This is a genomic window from Variovorax sp. Soil_C_39, assembly GCF_057656815.1.
In genome coordinates this window covers 301351-319606 of record NZ_JBDGJQ010000001.1, presented here as the reverse complement: position 1 = coordinate 319606, position 18256 = coordinate 301351, and the positions used below count along the sequence as shown (strand labels likewise).

The 18256-nt window shown below is 71.7% G+C and carries 3 protein-coding genes; all 3 read left to right on the top strand.

Annotated features, from left to right (window positions below; genetic code table 11):
- The first annotated feature begins 3 nt into the window (after nt 1-3).
- From AC3A6J_RS01465 to AC3A6J_RS01455, 3 genes are read left to right on the top strand one after another with little or no spacing between them, the layout of a single operon-like run.
- A complete protein-coding gene (locus tag AC3A6J_RS01465; protein ID WP_487858117.1) occupies nt 4-3105 on the top strand; it encodes a non-ribosomal peptide synthetase in 3102 nt (1033 codons plus the stop codon).
- Between the two features lie 8 nt (nt 3106-3113).
- Nucleotides 3114-10865, top strand: coding sequence for an amino acid adenylation domain-containing protein (locus AC3A6J_RS01460; protein WP_487858116.1), 7752 nt, complete (start codon nt 3114-3116; stop codon nt 10863-10865).
- Nucleotides 10866-18251 (top strand): amino acid adenylation domain-containing protein, encoded by a 7386-nt coding sequence (locus tag AC3A6J_RS01455; protein WP_487858115.1) that lies wholly within the window; start codon nt 10866-10868, stop codon nt 18249-18251.
- Nucleotides 18252-18256 lie beyond the last annotated feature (5 nt).

Below are 18256 nucleotides of genomic sequence, written 5' to 3'. Positions count from 1 at the left end.
GAAATGACGACCATGACCGGCCACTTCGACGACATGACCTTCCCGCTGAGCCCCGAACAACGCGCGGTGCCGGCCGATGCGCCGCGCCTGCTGCTGCGCGCCGACATCGAGGGCGCGCTCGACGCAGCGCGCCTGCGCGGCGTGGTGGCGCGCGTGCTGGGTGCGCACGGCGCCCTGTGCAGCGCCATCCGCGCCGTGCCGGGCTACCGCGGCCTGCGCCAGCAGTACACCCCGGGCATGGCACCGCTGGCCTGGGCGAACGCAGACCTGCGCGGTGCGCCTGATGCCGCACTGGCCCAATGGCTGGCGGACATGCAAGCCGCGCCGCTGGACATCGCGCGCGGCGAGATGGTCCATGCCGGGCTCGCACGCACCGGTGGAGCACGCCACACGCTGGCGCTTTGCGTTCACGCCTGGGTTGGCGACCGGGGCAGCCTGCAGCACCTGTTCGACCAGATCGCCACGGCCTTCGCGGACGAACACGCCTTCGATGCCGCCGAGGTGTTCCCGTATGCGCGCTTCGTGACCTGGCGCCAGGACCTGCTCGATGGCGAAGACGCTGCCGAGGGCCGTGCCTACTGGCAGCGCTACCTCGCGCAAGCCGCCACGCTCGCGCCACCGCGCCTCGTCGGTCGACAGGCTGTTGTCTCGCAGCATGCCGCGCGCGTGCAAGCCGAAGAATCCATCGACGCCGCTTTCGCAAGCCGCATCGCCGCCTGCGCCGACACACTGAGCGCACAGCCCGACACGCTGCTGCAGGCCGTCTGGTGGCTGCTGCTCGCGCGCCTGGACGGCACCGGCCGTTTCGCTGCTGGCTGGCAGCACGACTGCCGCCGCGACTACCCGCCGATGCAGGGCGCGGTCGGCGTGTTCGACAAGGTGCTGCCGCTTATCGTCGAGACCGCGCCGGAAACACGCTTTACCGACTGGCTTGAAAACTTCGACGGCACGCTGGCCGCGCACGTCGAGGCGCAGGAGTACTGGGCCGTCGAAGCACCGCCCATCTCCGCGCACCTCGCGGTCGGCTTCGCGTGCCACGAACGCCCGCGTCGCCACGGTGTCGATCCGCAATGGCAACTGGCCGCGCTGCCGGGGCCGCTGCCGGCTTTCGAACTGGCCCTGCAAGTCGCATGGGATGCTGAAGGTGCCGCGCTGTCAGTGCACGCCGACGCCGCGCGCCACAGCGAGGTGGCGGTGCAGCGCCTGCTGATGCAGTACCTCTGCCTGCTGAATGCTGTCGTCGAACGCCCCGACACCACGCTCGGCGCGCTGCCGCTGGTCGGCCCGCGCGAGCGTGAGTTGCTGCTTCGGTCGCAGGAAGCCGTGGCCGATGTCGGCACGCAGACCGTTACGCAACGCATCGCCCACTGGGCCGCCGAGACGCCCGAGGCGCCCGCACTCGAAGCTGGCGACCAACGCCTGAACTACGGCGAACTCGAACACCGCATCGGCCGCGTCGCCCACTGGCTGCAAGGGCACGGCGTGACACCCGGCACCATCGTCGCGCTGAATCTGCCGCGTGCGCTCGACCTGCCGGTCGCGATCCTCGCGGTCTGGCGCGCGGGCGCCGCCTACCTGCCGCTCGACCCGGACTGGCCCGAGGCGCGCCGCGCGGCGGTGCTCGCCGATGCGCAGCCTGTCTTCACCATCGACGCGGCGCTGCCCGACGCGGCAACGTTGCCCGAGACGCAATCCGCTTTGTACGTCGCCGCACCGAGCGACCTCGCCTATGTGCTCTACACCTCCGGCTCCACCGGCGCGCCCAAGGGCGTGGCCGTGGAGCAGGGCGCGCTGCAGAACTACGTGGCGGCCGCTTCTGCGGCGATGCAACTCGACACCTGCCGCCGCTGGGCGCTCACCAGCTCGGTGGCGGCCGACCTCGGCAACACCGCGCTGTTCGGCGCGTTCTACAACGGCGCCTGCCTCGTCGTGGCGGCGCCGCACGAGGCGAAAGACGCAGAGGCCTTCGCGCGCTTCATGCGCGCACACGCCATCGACGCGCTGAAGATCGTTCCCTCGCACCTCGAAGCGCTGCTCGAAGGCGCCACGCCCTGCCTGCCGCGCACGCTGGTGCTGGGCGGCGAGACCGCGCCGCGCGCGCTGGTCGAGCGCATCGCGCGGCTGGCGCCGCAGTGCGCGGTCTACAACCACTACGGGCCGACGGAGGCCACGGTCGGCGTCTTGGTGCATGCCGTCGAGGCCGGTGCGCCCGTGCCCGAACAGCTGCCGCTGACGCGCGTGCTCGCGAACAACTGCGTGCGCGTGCTCGATGCGACGAGCGGCCTCGTGCCGGCCGGTGGGTTGGGCGAGGTCTACATCGGCGGCGCGCAGCTGTGCCGCGGCTACCTGAACCGCGCGAATGCTGACGTGTTCGTCGCCGACCCGTTCCGCGCCGGTGAGCGGCTCTACCGCACAGGCGATCTCGCCTGGGTGCTGCCCGAAGGCGGGCTGCGGCTTGCGGGGCGTGCCGATCACCAAGTGAAGGTCCACGGCTACCGCGTCGAGCCGGCCGAGGTCGAGGCGGCGCTGCTGGCGCGGCCCGGCGTGCGCCAGGCGGTCGTGCTGGCCGTGTCCGACGTGGCCGGTGCAACCACGCTCGCCGCCTTCTTCGTTGGCGACAGCGAGGCGGCCGACGGGCGCGCGCTGCGCGAACAACTGGCCGCGCTGCTGCCCGCGCACATGGTGCCCGCGAGCTGCACGGCGGTGAGCGCGTTCGCGCGCCTGCCGAACGGCAAGATCGACCGGCTCGCGCTGGCGGCATCGGCCCCGGCCGAGGCACCACAACGCCTTATCGCGGCGCCGCGCGATGCGCTCGAAGCGCTGCTCGCCGACGGCATGGCCACGCTGCTGGGTAGCGGGCCGGTCGGCGTGGAAGACGACTTCTTCGAACTCGGCGGCCACTCGCTGCAGGTCATCAAGCTGGTGGCGCGCATCCGAAAGCTGCTGCAGGTCGAGGTGGCGGCCGGCGTGGTGTTCGACCACCCGACGCCCGCGGCGCTCGCTGCCGTGTTGCGCGAGGCCAGCGCAGACGCGGTCGCGCTCGAACAGCTGGCGCAGACACACCGGCGCGACCTGGCGGACGAATCCGTGGGGGAGGCCGCATGAGCATGGCCATGGACGAGATCACCCGCACCGTGCACGACGGCCAGGCGGTGCCGCTGTCGTATGCGCAGGAGCAGTTGTGCTTCCTGCAGAAGCTCGAGCCAGGGCTCACGGCCTACAACCTGCCGCGCGTGTTCCGGCTGACCGGTGCGCTCGACGCCGAGGCCCTGGCGCGTGCGTTCCGGGCGGTCATTGCGCGCCATGCGATCCTGCGCACGCACTTCGTCGAACACGACGGCGTGCCGATGCAGGTGGTGCAGGGCGAGGTGCCGTTCGCGCTGGAGCGCATCGACCTCTCGGACCAGGGCGCCGACGCGCAGCAAGCCGCGGTCGATGCGCTCGTGCGCCGCACCGCGGCACATGTGTTCGACCTGGGCCGTGCGCCTGCACTGGTGGCCCGACTCGCGAAGCTCGCCGACGATCGGCATGTGCTGGCCGTCTGCCTGCACCACATCGTGTCCGACGCCTGGTCGAACCCGATCCTGGCGCGCGACCTCGGTACGGCCTACGCGCTGGCGCTGCGCAGCGAAGACATGGTGCAGCTGCCGCCGCTGCCCGTGCAGTACGCCGACTTTGCCGTGTGGCAGCGCGGCCGCGTGCAGGGCGGGGCGCTCGCGCCGCAGCTCGCGCACTGGAACCGCCACCTCGGCGACGAGGTGCCGTCGCTCGACCTGCCGACCGACCGTGCGCGCCCCGCGCAGCAGACCTTCGCCGGCACCGCGCTGGCCTTCGAACTGCCGCCGGCTCTGGCGGCGGCGCTGCAGAAGTTCTGTCGCGCCGAACGCTGCACGCCGTTTGTCGTGCTGCTCGCGGCCTGGCAGGTGCTGCTATCGCGCTGCAGCGGGCAGGACGATTTCGCGATCGGCGTGCCCAACGCAGGGCGCCACCGCGAGGAGGTGCAGGACCTGCTGGGCTTCTTCATCACGACGCAGGTGTTCCGCGCGAGGCTCGCGCCCCGGCGCACGCTGCGCGAGGTGTGCCGGCAGGTGCGCGCCGACGCGCTGGCCGCGCTCGACCATGTCGACCTGCCGTTCGAGGTGCTGCTGGCCAGCCGCAAGGACCGCCGCGACCCCGCGCGCAGCCCGTTGTTCCAGGTGATGTTCGGCGTGCAGATGGCCGGCGAGGCCGTGGCGCTCGACTTCGCGGGCGTGCGCGCCGAACTCGAAGAGTTCGACGACGCAGGCGCCAAGTTCGACCTGTCGCTGGACTTCTACATCGACCCGCGCGGCGTGCGCGGTCGACTCGAATACAACACCGACCTGTTCGAGGCCCCGACCGCGCAGCGCCTGGTGCGCGCCTACCAGGGCGTGCTGCAGGCGATGGCGGACGATTCCGACCGCGTGCTCGCGAACCTCGTGCTCACCCATGCGGACGACGAGGCGCGGCTGCGCGGCTGGAGCGAGAACCTGCTGCACCGCCCGTACACGCAGCCCGTGCACCAGCGCATCGAAGCGCAGGCGCGCGAGCGGCCCGAGGCGGTCGCACTGGTGTTCGGCGACACGGTGCTGCGCTATGGCGAACTCGACGCGCGCGCCAATGCGCTCGCGCATCACCTGATCGGCCAGGGTGTGCGGCCCGACATGCCCGTGGGCATCGCCGCCGAGCGCAGCCTCGAGATGGTCGTGGGGCTGCTGGCGATCCTGAAGGCCGGCGGCGCCTACGTGCCGATCGACCCCGAGCTGCCGCGCGAGCGCATCGCCTACATGCTCGAAGACAGCGGCGTGACGCTGCTGCTCACGCAGTCGCATCTGCGCGAAGCGCTGCCGGTGGCGGCGCACGTGCAGTTGCTGGTGCTCGACGCACTCGACCTGTCGGCCGAATCCACCGCCTGCCCGCAGGTCGCGCTGCATGGCGAAAACCTCGCCTACGTGATCTTCACCTCGGGCTCCACGGGCCGTCCCAAGGGCGCGGCCAACCGCCACAACGCCCTCTACAACCGCCTGGCCTGGATGCAGGACGCCTACGCGCTGGGCGACGCCGACACCGTGTTGCAGAAGACGCCGTTCGGCTTCGACGTGTCGGTGTGGGAATTCTTCTGGCCGCTGATGCACGGCGCGCGCCTGGTCGTCGCCGCGCCCGGCGATCACCGCGAGCCGGCACGCTTGGTCGAACTGATCCGCGCGCACGGCGTGACCACGCTGCACTTCGTGCCTTCCATGCTGCAGGCCTTCCTGGCGCACGACGGCATCGAGGCCTGCACCAGCCTGCGGCGCATCGTCTGCAGCGGCGAGGCGCTGCCCGCCGAGGCGCAGGCGAAGGTGTTCGAGCGCCTGCCGGGCACGGGGCTCTACAACCTCTACGGCCCGACCGAAGCGGCCATCGACGTGACGCACTGGACCTGCCGCGCCGACGGCCTGAACCATGTCGCCATCGGCCGCCCCATCGCGGGCTGCAAGACCTACGTGCTCGACGCGGGCCTGAACCCCGTGCCGCCGGGCGTGGGCGGCGAGCTGTACCTGGGCGGCATCGGGCTGGCGCGCGGCTACCTGAACCGGCTGGGCCTCACGGCCGAGCGCTTCGTCGCCGATCCGTTCAGCGACACCGGCGAGCGCCTGTACCGCACGGGCGACCTCGTTCGCTGGCGCGACGACGGGCAGCTGGCCTACCTGGGCCGCATCGACCACCAGGTGAAGGTGCGGGGCTTTCGCATCGAACTGGGCGAGATCGAGGCGCAGCTGCTGGCGCAGCCGCAGGTGAGGGAGGCGGTCGTGGTGGCCGACGAGGGCCCCGGCGGCACGCGGCTGGTCGGCTATGTGTCGCCGCAGCCCGATGCGGCGGTGGATGCGGCTGTGCTCAAGGCGCGGCTGGCCGAGGTGCTGCCCGAGTACATGGTGCCGTCGCTGCTGTGCGTGCTGCTGGCGCTGCCGCTAAACGCCAACGGCAAGATCGACCGCAAGTCGCTGCCAAAGCCCGAGCGCAGCGGGGCACAGGCCTACGAAGTGCCAGAAGGTGCGGTCGAGCAGGCGCTCGCCGCGGTCTGGGCCGAGGTGCTCGGCCTGCCGCGCGTGGGCCGGCAGGACAACTTCTTCGAACTCGGCGGCGATTCGATCCTGAGCCTGCAGATCGTGTCGCGGCTGCGCACGGCGGGCTGGAAGGTCACGCCGCGCCAGGTGTTCGAGCGGCAGACCGTGGCCGGGCAGGCAGCCGTGGCAGAGCCCACAAGCGCAGCGGTGCAGTCTGAACAGACCGAAGCCGAAGGTGCGGTACCGTTGCTGCCGTTCCAGGCTGCGTTCTTCGAGGCCGATATGCCCGAGCGCCATCACTGGAACCAGTCGCTGCTGCTGCAAAGCCGCGAGGCGCTGGAGCTCCCCGCGCTCGAAGCTGCACTGGCGGCCGTGGTGCAGCACCACGATGCGTTTCGCCTGCGCTTCCATCAGGCAAGCGATGGCCGCTGGCAACAAGCCTACGAGGCGCTGCCGGCGCGCTGGCGCGAGGAATGGCTCTGGGTGCGCGATGCGGCGAACCCCGCGCAGATCGCCGCGCTGTGCGATGAGGCACAGCGCAGCCTGGACCTCGCGCATGGGCCGCTGCTGCGTCCGCTGGTCATCCGCCTGCCGGGCGGTGACTGGCGCCTGCTGCTGGCGGCGCACCACCTCGTGGTCGATGGCGTGTCGTGGCGCATCGTGCTCGACGACCTGGCCGCCGCGTACACGCAGTGCCGCGACGGCCGGCCCGTTGCGCTGCCGCCGAAGAGTGCCAGCCTGCAGGCCTGGGCGCACGCGCTGCAGGCGCAAGCCGCCGCGATGGACGGTGAACTCGCGCACTGGCAGGGCTTCGCCGACGTGCCCGTTGCGCTTCCGTGCGCACGGCCCGACGGCGTGAACACCGTGGCGCGCCGTGCCAGTATCGCGTGGCAGCTCGACCGCGAGCGCACGCAGGCGCTGCTCAAGGTGGCACCGGCCGCCTACCGCACGCAAGTCAACGACCTGCTGCTCACGGCGCTCGGGCGCGCGCTGTGTGGCTGGAGCGGCCATGCGCAATTGGCGATCCTGCTCGAAGGCCACGGCCGCGAAGACATCCTGCCGGCGGAGAAGGCACTCGACCTGTCGCGCACCACGGGCTGGTTCACGAGCCTCTTCCCCGTGCGGCTCGATCCGCTGGGGGCGTGGGGTGATGCGATCAAGCGCGTGAAGGAAGACCTGCGCCGCGTGCCGCAACGCGGGCTCAGCCATGGCGTGCTGATGCACCTGGGCACGGACGCACAGCAGCAGGCACTGCGCGCATTGCCGCGTCCGCAGCTGGTCTTCAACTACCTGGGGCAGGTCGACGGTGCGGCTGGGGCTACGTGGTCGCTCGCGCCCGAAGACGCCGGCGAACCCGTCGCGGCGAGTGCGCCGCTGCTGCACGAATTCAGCGTCAATGCGCAGGTGCGCGACGGTGCACTGCAACTGACGGTGGACTTCAGCGCGGCGCGCCATGCGGCCGACGACGTGCAGGGCTGGCTGAATCGCTTCGGCGACGAACTCGAAGCGCTGATCGCGCACTGCACCTCGGGCGCTACCGGTGTCACGCCGTCAGACTTCCCGTTGGCCGGGCTCGACGCCGCGCAGCTCGACGCGCTGCCGTTGCCCGCGGCGCAACTCGAAGACCTCTATCCGCTGTCGCCGATGCAGTCCGGCATGCTGTTCCATAGCCTGGTCGATGCGCAAGGCGAGGCTTACATCAACCAGCTGTGCATGGACATCGACGGTCTCGATGTCGAGCGCTTCCGCGCCGCTTGGCAGCGCGTGCTGGCACGCCACGAGATCCTGCGCAGCGGCTTCCTGGCCGACGGCGCCACGCCGCTGCAATGGGTGGCGCGCAGCGCCGAGATGCCGTGGGTGATGCAAGACCTGCGCGAGAGCGCCGACCTGCCGGGCGCTCTGGCGCGGCTGGCCGCATCGCAGCGCGCGAGCGGCTTCGACCTCGCGCGCCCGCCGCTGATGCGCATCGCGCTGGCCCGCACGCAGGCGCAGCGGCATTGCCTCGTGTGGACCTACCACCACCTGCTGCTCGACGGATGGAGCGTGGCGCAGCTGCTGGCCGAGGTCCTGCGAAGCTACGCGGGACATGCGGTTGAGCCCGCGCCGGGGCGCTTCCGCGACCACATCGCGTGGCTCGCGGCGCGCGACCAACAGGCCGGCGAGGCGCACTGGCGCAGCGTGCTGACCGGCGTGGAAGAACCGACGCGCCTTGCCACAGCGCTGGTGACGCCCGCCGCACCGCGATCCGGAAAGGCCCGCCAGCGGCTGGTCTTCGACACCGAAGCCACGCGCGGCCTGCGCGAAGCCGCGCGCGCCGCGCACGTCACGCTCAACACTGTTGTGCAGGCAGCCTGGGCACTGCTGCTGGGCCAGCGCACGCGCAGCAGCACCGTCGTGTTCGGTGCCACGGTCGCCGGCCGCAGCGCCGAGATGCCGGGCGCCGAGCGCATGCTGGGCCTGTTCATCAACACGCTGCCCGTGGTCGCGCGCCTGCGGCCCGGCCAGCCCGTGGGCGACTGGCTGCGCGAACTGCAGGCGGCACAGGTGGCGTCGCGCGAGCACGAGCACACGCCGCTGCACGAGATCCAGGCCTGGGCCGGGATGGGCGGGCAGGGCCTGTTCGACACGCTGGTGGTGTTCGAGAACTACCCGATCGATACCGCCTTGCGCGACGACGCGGCGGCGGGCCTCCGCTTCGGTGCGGTGCGCACGCAGGAGGAAACCTCGTACCCGCTGACATTGATGGTGCATGACGACGCGGTGCTGCACATCGACCTCGTGCATGCGCTCGACCTGTGCGACGAAATGCGGGCTGCAGCGCTCGTGGGCCAGTTGCGCGCGGCGCTGCTGGCGCTTGCCGGCGATGCGACGCAGGCCGTAGGCCAACTGACGCAGGTCGATGCGGCCGAGCGCGAACGGTTGTCGCGCTGGTCGCGCGGTGCGTTCAGGCCGGAAACGGTCGTCCCCGTCCACCATCTCATCGAACAGCAGGCCGAGGCCCACCCCGACGCACTGGCGTTGGTCACGGCCGACCATCGCCTTACCTACGCCGCGCTCAACCGCCTCGCGAACCGCTGGGCGCACCGGTTGATCGCACAGGGTGTGCGGCCCGACATGCCGGTCGCGATCGCGGTCGATCGCTCGGCCGAGACTGTCGTGGGCCTGCTAGCCGTGCTCAAGGCCGGTGGTGCGTACGTGCCGCTCGACCCGGCGTTCCCGACCGAGCGGCTGGCCTACATGGTCGAGGACAGCGGCGCCTCGCTGCTGCTCACGCGCCGCGCGCTGATGCCGCGTTTGCCCGACGCAGCGAGCGTGCAGCGGCTGGCCTTCGACCTCGACGCGGCCGACGACGGCATGGCCGCCTGGCCCGACCACGACCCGGCGGTGCCGGTGCATGGCGAGCAGCTGGCCTACGTGCTCTACACCTCGGGCTCCACGGGCCGCCCCAAGGGCGTGGCGATGCGCCACGACGCGGTCGCGCGCCTCATCGCGTGGCAGCTGCAACGCCTGCCGGGCGCGAGCCGCACGCTGCTGTTCGCGTCGCCGTGCTTCGACGTGGCGTTCCAGGAAATGGTCAGCGGGCTGGCCGGCGGCGGCTGCCTCGTGCAGACGACCGATGCGCAGCGGCTCGACCTCGACGCGCTGGAAGAGCTGGTGCATCGCGAGGGCGTTGAGCGCATGTTCCTGACCTTCTCGGTGCTGCAGCACTTCGCCGAGCAGTCGCTGGCCTCGGGCCGGCGGCTGCCAGCGCTGCGCCAGATCGTCACGGCGGGCGAGCAGCTCAAGCGCACGCCCGCACTGGCCGAATGGCTGGCGCGCGAATCGCAGTGCCGGCTCCTCAACCAGTACGGGCCGACCGAGACGCACGTGGTGAGCGAGTTCGTGCTCGACGGTGCAGGCCCTGACGACCTGCCGCCCATCGGCACGCCCGCCTCGAGCGCGCGTCTGTTCGTGCTCGATGCCACCCTGCAGCCCGTTCCCGTCGGCGTGGCCGGCGAGCTGTGCGTGGGCGCCGAGGTGCTGGCGCGCGGCTACCTGCACCGCCCCGGCCTGACGGCGCAGCGCTTCGTCGCGGATCCGCTCGATGGGCGCGGCGGGCGGCTCTACCGCACCGGCGACCTCGTGCGCTGGCGCGAGGACGGCCAGCTCGAGTACCTCGGCCGGCTCGACCACCAAGTGAAGGTACGGGGATTTCGCATCGAACTCGGCGAGGTCGAGGCGCAACTGCTCGCGCAGCCCGGCGTACGACAGGCCCTGGTGCTGGCGCAGGAAGGGCCGGGCGGTGCGCGGCTGGTGGCCTATGCGGCCGGCGCCGAAGGCGCGCCGCTGCGCCCCGCGGCGCTGCGTGCGGGGCTGGCGGCGGCGCTGCCCGACTACATGGTGCCGAGCGTCATCGTCGCGATGCCGCAGGGGCTGCCGTTGAACGCCAACGGCAAGGTCGACCGTCAGGCCCTGCCGCCGCCGGAAGCGGCGGAAGAACGCGCCCATGTGCCGCCGCAGGGCGCCACCGAAGCTGCTTTGGCGGGTCTGTGGGCGCAGGTGCTGGGGCTGTCGCGCGTGGGGCGTGGCGACAACTTCTTCGAACTCGGCGGGCACTCGCTCGCGGTGCTCAAGCTGCGGCAGCAGGTCAAGGCGCAGATGAGCATCGACCTGCCGTTGCAGCGCTACTTCGAGCTGCCCGACCTGGCGGCGTGTGCGCAGGCGCTCGACGCGCAAGGGCCGGCGCAGGCGCAGCAGGCCGCGCAGGCCGAGAGCGACCTCGATCGCATGGATGAATTGTTGGAAAGTCTGGGGGGTTGAGTGAGAAGTAGCACTGGCAGCAGCGAACGCAGCAGGGCCATCGCCCAACGGCTGGCAGGTTTGCCACCGGCGCGGCAGAAGGAATTCATCGCCGCGCTTCGCGCGCAGGGCATCGATTTCGGCCGCCTGCCGATCGTGCCTGACCCGGCCGCCGTGCCGGGCGCGCCGCGGCCCGCCTCGTACGCGCAGGCGCGCCAGTGGTTCCTCTGGCAGATGGACCCCGAGAGCACGGCGCCGCACATCACGGCCGCGCTCACGCTGCATGGCGCGCTCGACCTCGCGGCGCTGCGTGCGAGCCTGCAGGCGCTGGTGGTACGGCATCCGTCGCTGCGCACGCGCTTCGGCGTGAGCGACGCCGGCGTGCCGCAGCAGACCGTGTCGCCCGAGGCCGTGCTCGATCTGCGTGAGGCCGATCTGCGCGCCTACCCCGCGCAGGTGCGCGACGAGGCCGCGCGCCTTGTGCGCACGCCCTTCGATCTTTCGCGCGGCCCGCTGCTGCGAGTGGGCCTGCTGCGCACCGGCGAGACCGCGCACCTGCTGGTGCTGGTGATGCACCACATCGTGTCCGATGGCTGGTCGATGCAGTTGCTGGTCGACGATTTCGGCGCGCTGTATCAGGCACATCGCCAGGGGCACGACGCTGCCGTGCTCGCCGCGCCGGCACTGCAGTACGCCGACTACGCGGCCTGGCAGCGCAACTGGCTCGAAGCGGGCGAGGGCGAACGCCAGCTCGCCTATTGGACCGAACGGCTCGGCGGCGAGCAGCCGCTGCTGCAATTGCCTGCGGACCGCGCGCGTCCGCCGCAGGGGCCGTACCTGGCTGCACGCCACCGGCTCGATCTGCCGCGAGAACTGGCGCTCGCGCTGCGCCGCCGCGCGAGCGCCGAGGGCGCGACGCTCTTCATGGTGCTGCTGGCCGGCTTCCAGGCGCTGCTGCACCGCTACACGGGCCAGGGCGACATCCGGCTCGGCGTGCCCGTGGCCAACCGCGACCGGCCCGAGACGGCCGGCATCCTCGGCCTGTTCGTCAACACGCAGGTGCTGCGCGCCGAGCTGGCCGGCCACACCACGCTGGCCGAGACCTTGGCGCAGGCGCGCGAAGCGGCGCTGGGCGCGCAGGCGCACCAGGACCTGCCGTTCGAACAGCTGGTCGAGGCGCTGCAGCCCGAGCGCAGCCTGAGCCACCCGCCGCTGTTCCAGGTGATCTTCAACCACCGGCAGCAGGACCTGGGCGCGCTCGACAGGCTCGAAGGCCTGCGCATCGAACCCTGGGAACTCGACGAGCAGGCGGCACCCTTCGAACTTGCGCTCGACACGCTGGAGCAGGCCGACGGCACGCTCGGGCTTGGCTTCACGTATGCCCGCGCGATCTTCGAGCCCGCGACCATCGAGCGCATGGCCGCGCATTGCGTCGCAGTGCTGCGTCAGCTGGCCGACGACCCCACGCGCACGTTGCGCGAGGTGGCGCTGCTCGGTCCGCAGGAACACGCCCAGCTGCGCGAATGGGGCGAGGGCCAGGACACCGCGTGGGACGAGGTGCCCGTGCACCGACTCGTCGAACGCCACGCCGCGCTGCGGCCCGAGGCCACGGCGCTGATCGTCGACGGCGTGCCGATGAGCTTCCAGGAGTTCGATGTGCGCGCCAACCGGCTCGCGCACGCCCTCATCGCGCAGGGCGTGCGGCCCGAGGAACGCATCGGCCTAGCGGTGGAGCGTTCGCCCGAGATGGTGGTGGCGCTGCTCGGCGTGCTCAAGGCGGGCGCGGCCTACGTGCCGCTCGATCCCGACTACCCGCCCGACCGGCTCGACTTCATGGCGGCCGACAGCGGCGTGCGGTTGCTTCTCACGCAGGCGCGTGTGCGCGATCGGTTGGGCGCGTCGATGCAGGCGCTGCCCGCGTTGCTGCTCGACGGCAGCGTGCTCGACAGCGGCCCCGACGGCGCACCCGATGTCGCGGTGCATCCCGAGCATCTGGCCTATGTCATCTACACCTCGGGCTCCACCGGTCAGCCCAAGGGCGTGGCCGTGGCGCATGGCCCGTTGAGCATGCACATCCAGACCATCGGCCGCGCCTACGGCATGACGCCCGAAGACCGTGAGCTGCAATTCGCCTCGATCAACTTCGACGGCGCGCATGAGCGCATCTGGACGCCGCTGGCTTTCGGCGCCACGCTGATGCCGCGCAGCCAGGAGCTGTGGACCGTGCACCGCAGCCGCGAGGAAATGCGGCGCCACGGCATCACCGTCGCCTGCTTCACGCCGGGCTACCTGCAGCAGATGGCCGATGAACTCGGTGAGGAAGGGCGCGTGCCCACGCTGCGCTCGTACACCGTCGGCGGAGAGGCCATGGGCCGCGTTGCCTGCGAGCGCGTGATGCAGACGCTGCAGCCGCCGCGCCTCATCAACGGCTACGGCCCGACCGAGACGGTGATCACACCGACCATCGCCAAGGCCTATGCCGACACCGCCTTCGACGCGGCCTACCTGCCCATCGGCGCGCCGGTGGGCGATCGCCGCGCCGTGGTGCTCGACACCGACATGAATCTGGTGCCGCCCGGCATGGCCGGCGAGCTGTACCTGGGCGGTGCGGGGCTGGCGCGCGGCTACCTGAACCGCGCCGGCCTGAGTGCCGAGCGCTTCGTGGCCGACCCCTTCGACACCGCGGGTGGTCGCCTGTACCGCACCGGCGATCTCGTGCGCTGGCGCGCCGACGGGCAGCTCGAATACCTGGGGCGCCTCGATCATCAGGTGAAGGTGCGCGGTTTCCGCATCGAACTCGGCGAGGTCGAGGCGCGTCTGCGCGCGCAGCCCGGCGTGCGCGAGGCCGTCGTGGTCGCGCGCCAGCGCGCGGGCGGTGCGCTGCTGCTGGCCTACGTGTCGAGCCTCGATGCGCAGCGCCCGGTCGAGGCCTTCACGCTGCGTGACCGGTTGGCGCAGCTGCTGCCCGAGTACATGGTGCCATCGGCGATCACCGTGCTCGCGGCGCTGCCGCTCAACGCCAACGGCAAGGTCGACCGCGCCGCGCTGCCCGAGCCCTTGTTCGCTGCCGCGGCCGACACCTGGGAGGCACCGCAAGGGGCGGCCGAGGAGGCGATGGCCTCCGTTTGGGCCGACGTGCTCGGCGCGCCGCGCGTGGGCCGAAATGACAACTTCTTCGAACTCGGTGGCCACTCGCTGTTGGCCATGCAGTTGCTCGAACGGCTGCGCCGGCAGGGCTTCGGTGCGCAGGTGCGCACGCTGTTCCAGAACCCGCGCTTCGCCGACTTCGCGCGCGCGACGCTGGAAGCCGGTGCCTCGCCGCGCCCGGCACCGGTGGTGCCCGACAACGCGATTCCCGACGGCTGCACGCGGCTCACGCCGCAGATGCTGCCGCTGGTGACGCTCGACGACGCGCAGCTGCGCCGCATCGAATCCGCGGTGCCCGGCGGCGCGGCCAACATCCAGGACATCTACCCGCTCGCGCCGCTGCAGGAAGGGCTGCTGTTCCATCACCTGATGCAGGCCGAGGGCGACGTCTACGTGCAGTCGCTGCAGATGCGCTTCGACAGCGAAGCGCGGTTGAACGCGTTCATGGACTGCCTGAACCTCGTCATCGTGCGCCACGACATGTTGCGCACGGCAGTGCTATGGGAAGGGCTGGCGGAGCCGGTGCAGGTGGTGCACCGTGATGCGCCCGCCGAGATCGAATGGCTGCCGATCGACGCCGCCGCGGGCGATGTCGCCGCGCAGCTCGAAGCGCATGTGCGCCCCGGCCGCTACCGCCTCGACGTGCGCCGTGCGCCGATGCTGCGCGCCATTGCCACGCACGACACTGCGGGCGGCGGCTGGCTGCTGCAGCTGCCGAGCCACCACCTGGCGCTCGACCATGTGTCGCGCGACCTGCTGGTCGAGGAGATCACGCTGCTGTTGCAGGGCCGTGCCGATGCACTGCCCTCGCCCGTGCCGTTCCGCAGCTTCGTCGCGCAAGCGCGGCTCGGTGCCGACGTGGCCGAGCAGGAGACGTTCTTCCGCCGCATGCTCGGCGACGTGCGCGAGCCGACCGCGCCCTTCGACCTGTTCGATGCGCGCGGCGACGGTACGGCCGTGGAAGAAGCGCACCTCGAACTCGACGCGGCGCTGGCGCAGGCCGTGCGCACGCAGGCGCAGCGCAGCGGTGTCAGCACAGCCACGCTGTTTCACCTGGCGTGGGCGCTGGTACTGGCCAAGACCACGGGCAAGGACGACGTGGTGTTCGGCACCGTGCTGTTCGGCCGGCTCGCAGGCGGGGAGGGCGCGGGGCGCGCGCTCGGCATGATGATCAACACGCTGCCGCTGCGCGTGACGCTGGGCCGCAGCCACGCGCTGGCCTGCGTGCGCCAGACCCACGCCGCGCTGGCCGGCCTGCTGCACCACGAGCATGCGAGCCTGTCGCTCGCGCAGCGCTGCAGTGCGGTGCCCAAGGGCACGCCGCTGTTTTCGACGTTGCTGAACTACCGATATGTGGCGCAATCGCCCGCTGCGAGCGCCGATGCCGGCGGCTGGGAAGGCATCGAGACGCTCGGCGCGCAGGAACGCTCGAACTACGCCTTCGCGTTGTCGGTGAACGAACGCGCCGACGGCTTCGCGCTGACCGCGCAGGTCGATGCGTCGGTCGGCGCCGCGCGCGTGTGCCAGTACATGCACGACGCGGTGCGCCGCGTGGCCGACGACCTGGCGCAGGCGGCCACGCACCCGGTCGTGGCCTTCGACCTGTACACGGCCGACGAGGCGCAGCGCCTGCAGGCCTGGGGCGTGAACACGCCCGCCTACCAGGACACGGCACCGGTGCATGTGCTGGTCGCACGCCAGGCAGCGTTGCGGCCCGAGGCCACGGCGCTGATCTTTGGCGACCACAAGCTGAGCTACGCCGCGTTGGACGCGCGTGCCAACCGGCTGGCGCACCACCTAGGGCGCGCGGGTGTGCGGCCCGAAGTGCGCGTGGGCCTCGCGGTGCGGCGCTCGGCCGACATGGTCGTGGCGCTGCTCGCGATCCTGAAGGCAGGCGGCGCCTACGTGCCGCTCGACCCGGCCTACCCGCCACAGCGGCTGGCCTACATGGTGGAAGACAGCGGCGTCGCGCTGCTGCTGGCCGACGATGCCGTCGCGCTGGACCGCATCGGAATGCCGGCTGTGAAGGCACTGACGCTCGACACGCTCGATTTGTCGAACGGGCCGGCGCACGCCCCCGGCGTGGCGGTGCATCGCGACCACCTGGCCTACGTGATCTATACCTCGGGCTCGACCGGAAAGCCCAAGGGCGTGGCCGTGGCGCACGGGCCGCTGGCCATGCATGTGCAGTCCATCGGCGAGGCCTACGGCATGACGCCCGAGGACCGCGAGCTGCAGTTCGCGTCGATCAACTTCGACGGCGCGCACGAGCGCACCTGGGTGCCGCTGGCCTTCGGCGCGGCGCTGATGCCGCGCGACGAAGAGGTCTGGCCGGTGGAGCGCACCTGCACCGAAATTGCGCGCCACGGCATCACCATCGCCTGCTTCACGCCCGGCTACCTGCACCAGATGGCCGAGCTGATGGGCGAGGCTGCGAGCCGGCTGCCCATACGCTCCTACACCGTGGGCGGCGAGGCGATGCCGCGCACCAGCTTCGCGCTGGTGCAGTCGGCGCTGAAGCCGCCGCGCATCGTCAACGGCTACGGGCCGACCGAGACGGTGATCACGCCGATGATCGCCAAGGCCGCGCCGGGCGAGGGCTTCGACGCGGCCTACATGCCCATCGGCCGCCTCGTGGGCGACCGCACGGCCTACGTGCTCGACGGCGCGATGAACCAGGTGCCGCCCGGCGTGGCCGGCGAGCTTTACCTCGGTGGCGACGGCCTGGCGCGCGGCTACCTGCAGCGCGCGGGCTTGAGCGCGGAACGTTTCGTGGCCGACCCCTTCGGCGCGCCGGGCGGCCGGCTCTACCGCACGGGCGACCTCGTGCGCTGGGAGGCCGACGGACAGATGGCGTACCTCGGGCGCATCGACCATCAAGTGAAGATCCGCGGCTTTCGCATCGAGCTCGGCGAAATCGAGGCGCAGCTGCTGGCGCTGCCGCAGGTGCGCGAGGCCGTGGTCGTCGCCAGTCAGGGCGCGGGCGGCGCGCGGCTGGTGGCGTATGTGTCGCCGCTCGCGGGCGAGCGCATCGAAGCTTCGCGGCTGCGTGCGAGCCTTGCGGTGCTGCTGCCCGAGCACATGGTGCCGGCCGTGATCGTGGCGCTCGACACGCTGCCGCTCAACATGAGCGGCAAGGTCGATCGCCATGCGCTGCCCGCGCCGGTGTTCGCCGGCGGCGATGGCTACGACGCGCCGCGCGGCACCACCGAGCACGCGCTAGCGCGCATCTGGTCAGAAGTGCTCGGCGTGGAACGCGTGGGCCGCGACGACAACTTCTTCGAACTCGGCGGCGACTCGCTGCTGAGCCTGAAGGTGATGGCGCAGGCGCGTCGTCTGGGCATGCCGGCGCTCGACCTGAAGTTGCACGACTTCCTGCGCGCGCCGACCATCGCGGGGTTGCTGGGCGGGCGTGCCAATGCGCCATCGCTGGTCGCCCTGAACGCGGTGATGCCCGGTGCGGCGCCGCTGTTCTGCATGCACGCCGCGCTGGGCACGGTGTACGACTACGCGCCGGTGGCGCGCCGCCTGCAGGGCGTGCGCACCGTGTACGGCCTGCCGTGCCGCATGCTTGCCGACCCCACGCACCGCGACGTGTCGCTGGCGCGCATGGCCGACGACTACGCTCGCATGCTCCGCGGCGTGCAGCCGCAGGGGCCGTACCACCTGCTGGGCTGGTCGCTCGGCGGCGCGCTCGCGGCGGCCGTGGCGGCGCGGCTCGAGGTCGAAGGCCAGGCCGTGGCGTTTCTCGGCCTGGTCGATCCCTATGTGCCCGAGCCTGATGCGCGGATGCAGACGGTGGATGACGACGGCCGGCGTGACTTCGCCGACTTCGTTGCGTCGGCCTGGCCCGCGGCGCGCCTGGAGGGGCTGCTGGACATCGACGACTTCGTCTGCGACGAGGCGACCGTGGCTGCGCTGATCGCACAGGCCCGTGCGCAAGCGCAAGCCCGCGGCGACACGCTCGAGATGCCGGCCTACACGAATCTGCCCGACGACGAGTTGGCCCGCATCTTCCTCACCGGCCAGCAGCTGAAGGCGATCGAGACCGAAGCCCTCGTGCCGCTGCGCTGCTGCGCCGAGTGCTGGTGGATCGCGCGGCGACCGGCAGCGGACCGGGCCGCGCTCGCGCTGCAGCTGGGTCGGTCGGACCTCGCGAGCGCCCCGGCGCTCGACGAGGACCACCATGCGATCCTGCGCAGCCCGGTGTTGTTGGCACAGTTGGGCGAGCGACTGGGTGAGGCTGAGGCCCTGGCATAGAAAAG